Annotated in this window: 12 protein-coding genes; 3 read left to right on the top strand and 9 right to left on the bottom strand. The window is 40.4% G+C overall.

The features are described from left to right. Together F6K38_RS31660 and F6K38_RS31665 are read right to left on the bottom strand one after the other, a co-directional pair. A partial coding sequence (locus tag F6K38_RS31660; protein WP_287359023.1) for an FHA domain-containing protein occupies window positions 1–271 on the bottom strand: 271 nt, incomplete at its 3' end. 386 nt (window positions 272–657) lie between these two features. Next, a complete protein-coding gene (locus tag F6K38_RS31665; RefSeq protein WP_008187390.1) occupies window positions 658–1,110 on the bottom strand; it encodes a MerR family transcriptional regulator in 453 nt (150 codons plus the stop codon). A 216-nt stretch (window positions 1,111–1,326) separates the two neighbouring features. On the opposite strand from F6K38_RS31665, the gene F6K38_RS31670 reads away from it, so the two are divergent. Then, a complete protein-coding gene (locus tag F6K38_RS31670) occupies window positions 1,327–1,473 on the top strand; it encodes a hypothetical protein (RefSeq protein ID WP_154659864.1) in 147 nt (48 codons plus the stop codon). Window positions 1,474–1,485: 12 nt separating this feature from the next. On the opposite strand, the gene F6K38_RS31675 is transcribed toward F6K38_RS31670, so the two are convergent. From F6K38_RS31675 to F6K38_RS31700, 6 genes are all read right to left on the bottom strand, one after another. Further along, a complete protein-coding gene (locus F6K38_RS31675; protein ID WP_287359026.1) occupies window positions 1,486–1,803 on the bottom strand; it encodes a hypothetical protein in 318 nt (105 codons plus the stop codon). 117 nt (window positions 1,804–1,920) lie between these two features. Next, the gene (locus tag F6K38_RS31680; RefSeq protein WP_287359028.1) at window positions 1,921–2,295 is read right to left on the bottom strand and encodes a hypothetical protein; all 375 of its coding nucleotides are present in this window, start codon (window positions 2,293–2,295) and stop codon (window positions 1,921–1,923) included. Window positions 2,296–2,424: 129 nt separating this feature from the next. Beyond that, complete coding sequence (locus tag F6K38_RS31685) at window positions 2,425–2,730, bottom strand: hypothetical protein (RefSeq protein WP_287359031.1); 306 nt, start codon at window positions 2,728–2,730, stop codon at window positions 2,425–2,427. Beyond that, window positions 2,730–3,344 carry a hypothetical protein gene (locus F6K38_RS31690; RefSeq protein ID WP_287359033.1) on the bottom strand — a complete coding sequence of 205 codons (615 nt, stop codon included), beginning with the start codon at window positions 3,342–3,344 and terminating at the stop codon, window positions 2,730–2,732. Before F6K38_RS31690 ends, F6K38_RS31685 begins: the two co-directional genes overlap by 1 nt. 14 nt (window positions 3,345–3,358) lie before the next feature. Further along, window positions 3,359–4,057, bottom strand: a complete 699-nt coding sequence (locus F6K38_RS31695) for a hypothetical protein (protein ID WP_008187395.1) — start codon at window positions 4,055–4,057, stop codon at window positions 3,359–3,361. A 780-nt stretch (window positions 4,058–4,837) separates the two neighbouring features. Then, on the bottom strand, window positions 4,838–5,290 hold the full coding sequence (locus tag F6K38_RS31700; RefSeq protein WP_287359036.1) for a MerR family transcriptional regulator: 453 nt from the start codon (window positions 5,288–5,290) through the stop codon (window positions 4,838–4,840). 459 nt (window positions 5,291–5,749) lie between these two features. On the opposite strand from F6K38_RS31700, the gene F6K38_RS31705 reads away from it, so the two are divergent. Beyond that, entirely contained in the window at window positions 5,750–5,953 is a 204-nt protein-coding gene (locus F6K38_RS31705) for a hypothetical protein (RefSeq protein WP_287256700.1), read from the top strand. A gap of 634 nt (window positions 5,954–6,587) precedes the next feature. Beyond that, window positions 6,588–6,971: an endonuclease domain-containing protein gene (locus tag F6K38_RS31710; RefSeq protein WP_287359038.1), complete on the top strand. Its 384-nt coding sequence runs from the start codon at window positions 6,588–6,590 to the stop codon at window positions 6,969–6,971. A 215-nt stretch (window positions 6,972–7,186) separates the two neighbouring features. On the opposite strand, the gene F6K38_RS31715 is transcribed toward F6K38_RS31710, so the two are convergent. Then, window positions 7,187–7,611: hypothetical protein (locus tag F6K38_RS31715; RefSeq protein WP_502709621.1), on the bottom strand; the 425-nt coding region annotated here is incomplete at its 5' end.

A 7,611-nucleotide genomic window follows, 5' to 3' on the forward strand; every position in this document is an offset into this window, starting at 1 on the left:
GTTCTAGGGAGAGATGAACTTGACTGACTACTGGGTTGCGAACGATTATGTCACAGGATTTGGAACTGCGCCCCAGTACGTAACGGTCCCCAACCAGGGGATAGACATCGGATTTGTTGGTATTAGCGTCTTGCACCCAAAGTTCCGGCACTCTAGCATTAGGCTTTAGTGCTACTGCTTGAAGATTGACCTTCGCATGAATGGTCTGTACTACCTGAGTTAGCTGACTAAGTATGGTCTTTGGTGGTTTGGAGGGTGGTTGAGAACTCATGGTTGTCAGCGATAAGCGATTGGCTTGGGTGCTTCTGGAACCATTCTAATCGCTCTAGCAATCAGCTCTTGTCCACTGTTCCCTGTTCCCCACTCGATCATTGAGCCCCCCTAGCCCCTCAATTTTGGGGGGAACAAAACTCTTAAAGTCCCCACTCGATCATTGAGCCCCCCTAGCCCCCCAATTTTGGGGGGAACAAAACTCTTAAAGTCCCCACTCGATCATTGAGCCCCCCTAGCCCCCCAATTTTGGGGGGAACAAAACTCTTAAAGTCCCCCCCGGTGCGCTTTCCAATGGGCGAGTAAATCGCCCTTGGGTCGCACCGCAAAGTTGGGGGATTTAGGGGGCTGGCCCAAAATCAGAGGATCGCGCATTCATACTTCAATTCAGCGAGTAGCAGGAAAACTACCACCCACAAAGTGAATATCACTAAAGGTTTCAATCCACAAACGAGCACCACAATCGAGTGGATTATCTGGGTTATAGACAATCTTACATGGACCAAGGATTTCCACTTCGTTGCCGTAGATATTGCTACCACTGCGTTTTACTGAAATCACTGGCTTGCGGTCTTGAGGGCTTTTCTTGATATTAGATCCTATGTGATTGCGATTAACATTAATCTTAGCTAGAGCGGGAGGACGACTAGTGCGCCATTTCCCCTTCGGTCCACGAGTACCTTTGGTAATTTGTGGCAAATGGTTGAACAGGGGAATAATCCAGAATTTCCCAGTTTTATAGGCACCCCGCACCCGACCCTTCTCTAGGAGTTGGCGCAATCGTCGAGAAGAAATTCCTAATAGAGATGCTGCTTCAGTAGTTCCAACGCACTTGTTCATGAGTGGGGTCTCTTTTAACTCTTCCTATAATACTAGTTTAATAGAAAAAATAAAAATTGGCCATGTGAGGGAGCAGGGAGCAGGTAATAGGTATAAAAGTGTGTTAAGCGTGGAAAGGGTGGGTAGCAAGTCAACTGCTGTGGTTTCCACTATTAGCGATTACGTCAATATCAGAATAGTTAGGAAATCAGGCAGAAAGAGAGTAGGGATTAAAGTGTGGTAAGTGTGGAGAGGGTGGGTGTCAAGTCAAGTGGTGTGGTTTGGAGTATTAGCGACTGCGTCAATATCGGAATAGTTAGAAAATGGGGAATCGGGAATGCGATCGCAAATAACCTAACTTTGGAGCGAGGGAACAGGGAATAGGGATGAAAGCAGCTAAAGTGTGGTAAGTGTGGAGAGGGTGGGGGTCAAGTTAAGTGGTGTGGTTTCGAGTATTAGCGACTGGGTCAATATCGGAATAGTTAGGAAATCGAGAATCGGGAATGCGATCGCAAATATCCTAACTTTGGAACAAGCGGAAGAGTCTAGCCTACAGTCAATCTTGTATGGGATCACATATAAATGCGCTCCCATTTTATTGTGTGACCTGCTCCTGACAATTGTTTGAATCCCTGAAGTAAAACTATTCCGGTAACTGTATTGATTAGTTGGAATTTTCTGTTCGCGAGCTGCTGCTGATATTGGAGATATCATGAATGCGTTCCATAGAGTGACCAAAGGTCAATCGCAGAAATGAGATTGGCAGGTTAGGGATTTTCACCGTCGGGGATGGATCGGATGAGGCGGGGTTCCGGATGGAGTGCGATCGCTTTAGCTTTTATAGCCAAAATCTAAAGCTATAGTGACAGTATATTTCCTAGTTTCTTTAATTGATTTTTTTAAAGATGCTTTGAGCTGCGTAAAACTTTCCGGTATTACTAAACTTGCTGCTACATTCAGGCTTGTTTCTACTTGACTAAACAAATTTATATTTTGTTTAAATTTTAAGTCTTTATTGAACTGGCGATTATTGATTATAAAGCTAATATCTGCGTCTTTTTCTAAAGAGTATTTCTTGACATATTCTTTAACAAGATCTAGATTAGGAGGTTCCTTTTTAAGCTCCATTTTAGCATGATTTTCTAATTCCTTTTTCTTGTCTCTAGAAATTTTTGCACTTAAATATAAATTATAAATAAGACCCAAAATCTTTGCTTTAACATTAGTCTATTCTGCAAAATTCGTAACATCAGTAATCTTTAAATCAATACTTGTAGCACCTAAATAATTACAGATTGTTATATAGTGATACCACTTGGGAAGAACTACCTTATTTTAAACTTTATCTGCCAAAAAGTATTTCATCGGATCTTCAGAACTTTGAACAAGAATATTTCCATTATCAAGAATATTCTCATGATCTAGCTTTTTCAAAAAACTAATTGTTTCTGGATCTTGATAGTTTTCTATTAAGTTATCCATTAGCCAAGTTTGATCATTTGTTTGAATTGATTGGTAGAATTTATCATAGTTTTTATCATTCCTGATCTGTTCGATTTTATCGCCAGGTAAAACAATAATAACTCGCCGTTCGTTTGCGGAAGGAATTTTTTTTGGGTATGGTTCATATCCAACTGGCATTACCAATCTTCCTCGTTTAAAATAATCAATATACCATTGCTTATAGAAATAATACAACTTGGTAAAATGAGATTAGTTGTATTCAAAAATGAGCTGATTAACCAAGCAATAAATATTGGATTAAGTAAAAAAATAATAGATTGAATTATGGGAAATACAAATCTTTTCCATTTTGTTTGTAAGTATATACCAAGTAGTTGTTTTTTTATGGTGTTAAGCTGTAAATCATAAATTGTACGATCAAGGTTTTTTGAAAATTCTTCAACTCTATTAGAAATATAAAATAGCCAGTCTTGAACTGTATATCCATTTTTAAAAACAGGAATTTTTCCATAAATACCAATAATTGCAGGACGATTGGTAATATCAAATTCTTGAGTAACAGTTTCAATATAAAACTCAAAATTACTGTAAAAAAAATCAATCCTCTCTTTGTTAAATACTTTAAAGTTAGACAATTTTAATTTATCAATACGATTCATAACTAATTTACCTTCAGTATCAAATAGTTTAATTTCTATTAAGTTTGTTACAAGTATACCAGGAGTATCTTTAACAAGTAAATCTGAAGTATCTTTTTGGTAGTTAGGTACAAAGTAGTAGAGTGATATCATATTGATTAACTGGTTTACATTAACTTCTGAAGTATATCTATGATTAATTGATTAGCCAATTTCCCTGAAACAAGACTACCCACAATCCAATCCGCGTTTTTGACAATTTGAGCATTATTGATAACTGTGTTTAGTCTATCTTTAAAATTTCTCAAATACGAATTGCTGAAGTCACTATCTGAGAAACTAGGTACTCCGCATTCTATTGGATTAACGTTCACCATATCTTTTCCTGGTAAAACACCAAAATAATTACCTACTATAATAAAATTATTTTTTTTTCCCCAATCATCAAAATGTTTAAAATCATGCTTAATAGCAGCTATATATCGTTGTTTTTTTGATTTATTAACAAAATTATCAAACTGATCAACCACCAAAATATATTCACTTCTGACAACATAAATAATATATTCTACTTTTTTAAAAACCTCTTTTTTAACATTATAGTTATTCCTGTCTCCAGCAATATCATCAATATAAGAAAAGGCAATTTTTTTGTTAGCTCTATTTTCTTTGATTACTACTCTTCGGTGTCGTTCACGTTTTGATGTAGGTTTGACATCTTTTACCAACTCACAATCTAGCATAAGTTTACGTAAAGTTGATTTACCACTATCATCAACACCAAGAATTCCAAGCTTTTTACCAAAAAACCAAGGTATAGTTCCATTGAAATAATTTAATTCTTCTGTATCCCATTCCCATTTCATAAGAGTAATTGAAGCTTCTTTAGTTTAATTTTATAACAATATTTTTTTATAAATGTTCATAACTGACATATCGCAATAAAATTTAATAAATTTTGTGAGCATGCCCGATGCCTGCTACTCAGTCATAGAGTAGAGGAGTTTTGCAATTATCCAATAGGAGCACTAGGGGAACGCTGGAACTGATGTGGGAATGCGATCACATGTAACCACTATAAGCACCTACACAAAATAAATTACCTACTCTGAATCTCTGTAACCCTTACATTGTAAGGCTTTGATTTTTGTAAAATGTGCAATTAATTTTGTGCACCTGCTTATAATAGTTTGAAACTAGTGGGGATGAGGGATTAAATGACAACTATATAGTTGGTTGCTTGAGATTTAGACTGATGTTATCTGTAGGAGCATAGGGGGTTGGTAGTGAGGGAAGAAATGGGCGGGGGAGAGTGAGGGTTTTTGCGATCGCAGCCGGTTTGTTTATATGCTTGAACCTAGGAATGTTACCAGGTAAAAATTCATATTCCTTATTACTGACATCAATGGCTTGCTCAAAATACACTCAATAACGAGTAAATTATATTATTACAGCCATCAAAAACTATTTATTAAACCATATTGGATATCATGCTGGAGGTATTTCTGGCGCAACTTATTACTCATGGCAAACTGATACCCCGAGTTTCTAGAGCAAATAAAACAGGCTAATCATCAATCTTCAACTGCTGGAACGCCCAATAATTAAATTGATAATTTTGAATAGTCACCAAGCCCTTAACCCCCTCAGCGAGTAGCAGGAAAACTACCACCCACAAAGTGAATATCACTAAAGGTTTCAATCCACAAACGAGCACCACAATCGAGTGGATTATCTGGGTTATAGACAATCTTACATGGACCTAGGATTTCCACTTCGTTGCCGTAGATATTGCTACCACTGCGTTTTACTGAAATCACTGGCTTGCGGTCTTGAGGGCTTTTCTTGATATTAGATCCTATGTGATTGCGATTAACATTAATCTTAGCTAGAGCGGGAGGACGACTAGTGCGCCATTTTCCTTTAGGTCCACGAGTAGCTTTGGTAATTTGTGGCAAATGGTTGAACAGAGGAATAATCCAGAATTTCCCAGTTTTATAGGCACCGCGAACGCGACCCTTCTCTAGGAGTTGGCGCAATCGTCGAGAAGAAATTCCTAATAGAGATGCCGCTTCAGTAGTTCCAACGCACTTGTTCATGACTGGAGTGTTTTTAACTATTCCGATAATACTAGTATAAAGGTAAAAAGAAAAATTGGCAACTTGAGGGAGTAGGGATTAAAGTGTGGTAAGTGTGGAGAGGGTGGGTGTCAAGTGAAGTGGTGTGGTGTCCACTATTAGCGACTGCGTCAATATCGGAATAGTTAGGAAATCGGGGATCGGAAGCGGCTCTAAGGTCGCATCATACATAGTTACCTAACACATTAATTAATTTATTACACAGGATTTTTCCCCACTCCACTACTCCCTATTCCCTGCTCCCTGCTCCCTATTCCCTGTTCGTTACAAAATTTTTCAAAATATGTTATAATATAAGATTATTTATGCTATAATAAAATTACCGTGGGCGCTAAAACGTTCCACGGTAAGAGCCAGCCCCAGATTTTCCACCCTCTCAGGCTGGCTCTCGTCCCCCAGTTAAGGAGATAACTTAATATTATGACGTACTCTCAGCGCCTCTATCCATGGGCGGTAGTTCGGTTATTGCCCAAGATGCAACGAGTGGTTGTTGGTCGTTTCCGCAATCGCTCGGATGCGGAAGGTCACATGCAGGCTCTGAAACGGCTAATGCCTGATGATAAATTTATTATTGTATTTGATATTGGGCAGGATATAGAGGAAGACTCTGAGGAGATGGAGTAGGGAGTAATTAGCTTTCAGCTTTCAGCTTTCAGTTATAGAGCTACGCGCAAGGCAAGAGGAATCCTCCAATTCTAGGAGAATTTGAGCACTGTGCCCCCTAAATCCCCCAATTCTGGGGGACTTTGACCACCGCGCCCCCTAAATCCCCCAATTCTGGGGGACTTTCAACCCCTGGTGATCTTCTCCCCCCAAAATTGGGGGGCTGGGGGGGCATCGACACATTGGTAGAACTTGGACTAACATCGGGCACCCTTTATAAACAGACTGTCTAACCTGCTCTACTTTTGAGCACCGCGCCCCCTAAATCCCCCAATTCTGGGGGACTTTCAACCCCTGGTGATCTTCTCCCCCCAAAATTGGGGGGCTGGGGGGCATCGACACATTGGTAGAACTTGGACTAATCTTGGGTACTCTTTATAAACAGACTGTCTAACCTACTCTACTTTTGACCACCGCGCCCCCTAAATCCCCCAATTCTGGGGGACTTTCAACCCCTGGTGATCTTCTCCCCCCAAAATTGGGGGGCTGGGGGGGCATGCCAAAATTGGGGGGCTGGGAGGACATCGACAACTTGGTAGAACTTGGACTAATCCTGGGTACTCTTTATAAACAGACTGTCTAACCTACTCTACTGATGCCAAAAGACTATCCTAGAATTCGTGGCACTACTCCGCAAACTGAGCAGGCTGCTCGTCGTCTGCGGCAAAATCTAACTCCTGCTGAAGCACAGTTATGGAGTGCCTTGCGTGGTCGTCAACTGGCAAGACTCAAGTTTCGCTGTCAGCATCCGGTAGGGCGATTTATTGTTGACTTTTACTGTCCATCATGCAAATTAGTCATTGAGGTTGATGGAGACATTCATACACAGCAAAAAGCCTATGATGAGGCTCGAACGAAGCATTTTCAGTTGTTTGGTTATCGAGTGTTGAGGTTTACTAACGAAGAAGTTTTCAGAGATCTGCAAACCGTTCTAGCCCGCATTGTCCAAGTAGCAGAAGCTTGTTTACCCGCAGACTAGCTACTGTGTATAAACAAGTCTGATCTGTTGGTGTTGCAGCAATTGAAGTATGAATCCGCGATCGCTTGGTCTTGGTCAAGCCCCCGTTTTCCTCCAATAATTCCCCCCAAAATTGGGGGGTTAGGGGGGCACAAAACCCCAGCATTGGATAATTCCCCCCAAAATTGGGGGGTTAGGGGTGAAAAACACCGAAGCATCCACTAACCGCTGACACATCACTTACTACTCACGATAGTCTCCCAATTCTGAATCACTTGCTGCAAAGCTTCCGGGAGCTGATTACTACCAATATCGGCATAACGTGTAGTACCAGCATTGCTGGTAAGAGTAACACTGATGTAATCAGCGGCACCAATAGGAGCAGGGTAACTGAGCTGATCAAACTGACCAAAGTCTACGTCTTTGTTGAGAAACTTCTTAAAGCTTTTGACATCTTGAGGGGAAATGCGAGCAATCTCGGTGGGAGTGCTATTCCCATTGATCCGTATGTACTGCTGAATCACTTGTCCATTGTTGAGCAGACGGGTTTCAACGGTTTGACCAAAGAAACCACCACTTGCGATCGCACGAAATACGGTATTCTTCTCTAGGGCTGGTGGTAATTCACTGCTGGGAATCGGTACTGCTGCCAGTAGGTCTT

The organism is Moorena sp. SIO3B2, from assembly GCF_010692525.1.
GTDB lineage: Bacteria > Cyanobacteriota > Cyanobacteriia > Cyanobacteriales > Coleofasciculaceae > Moorena > Moorena producens.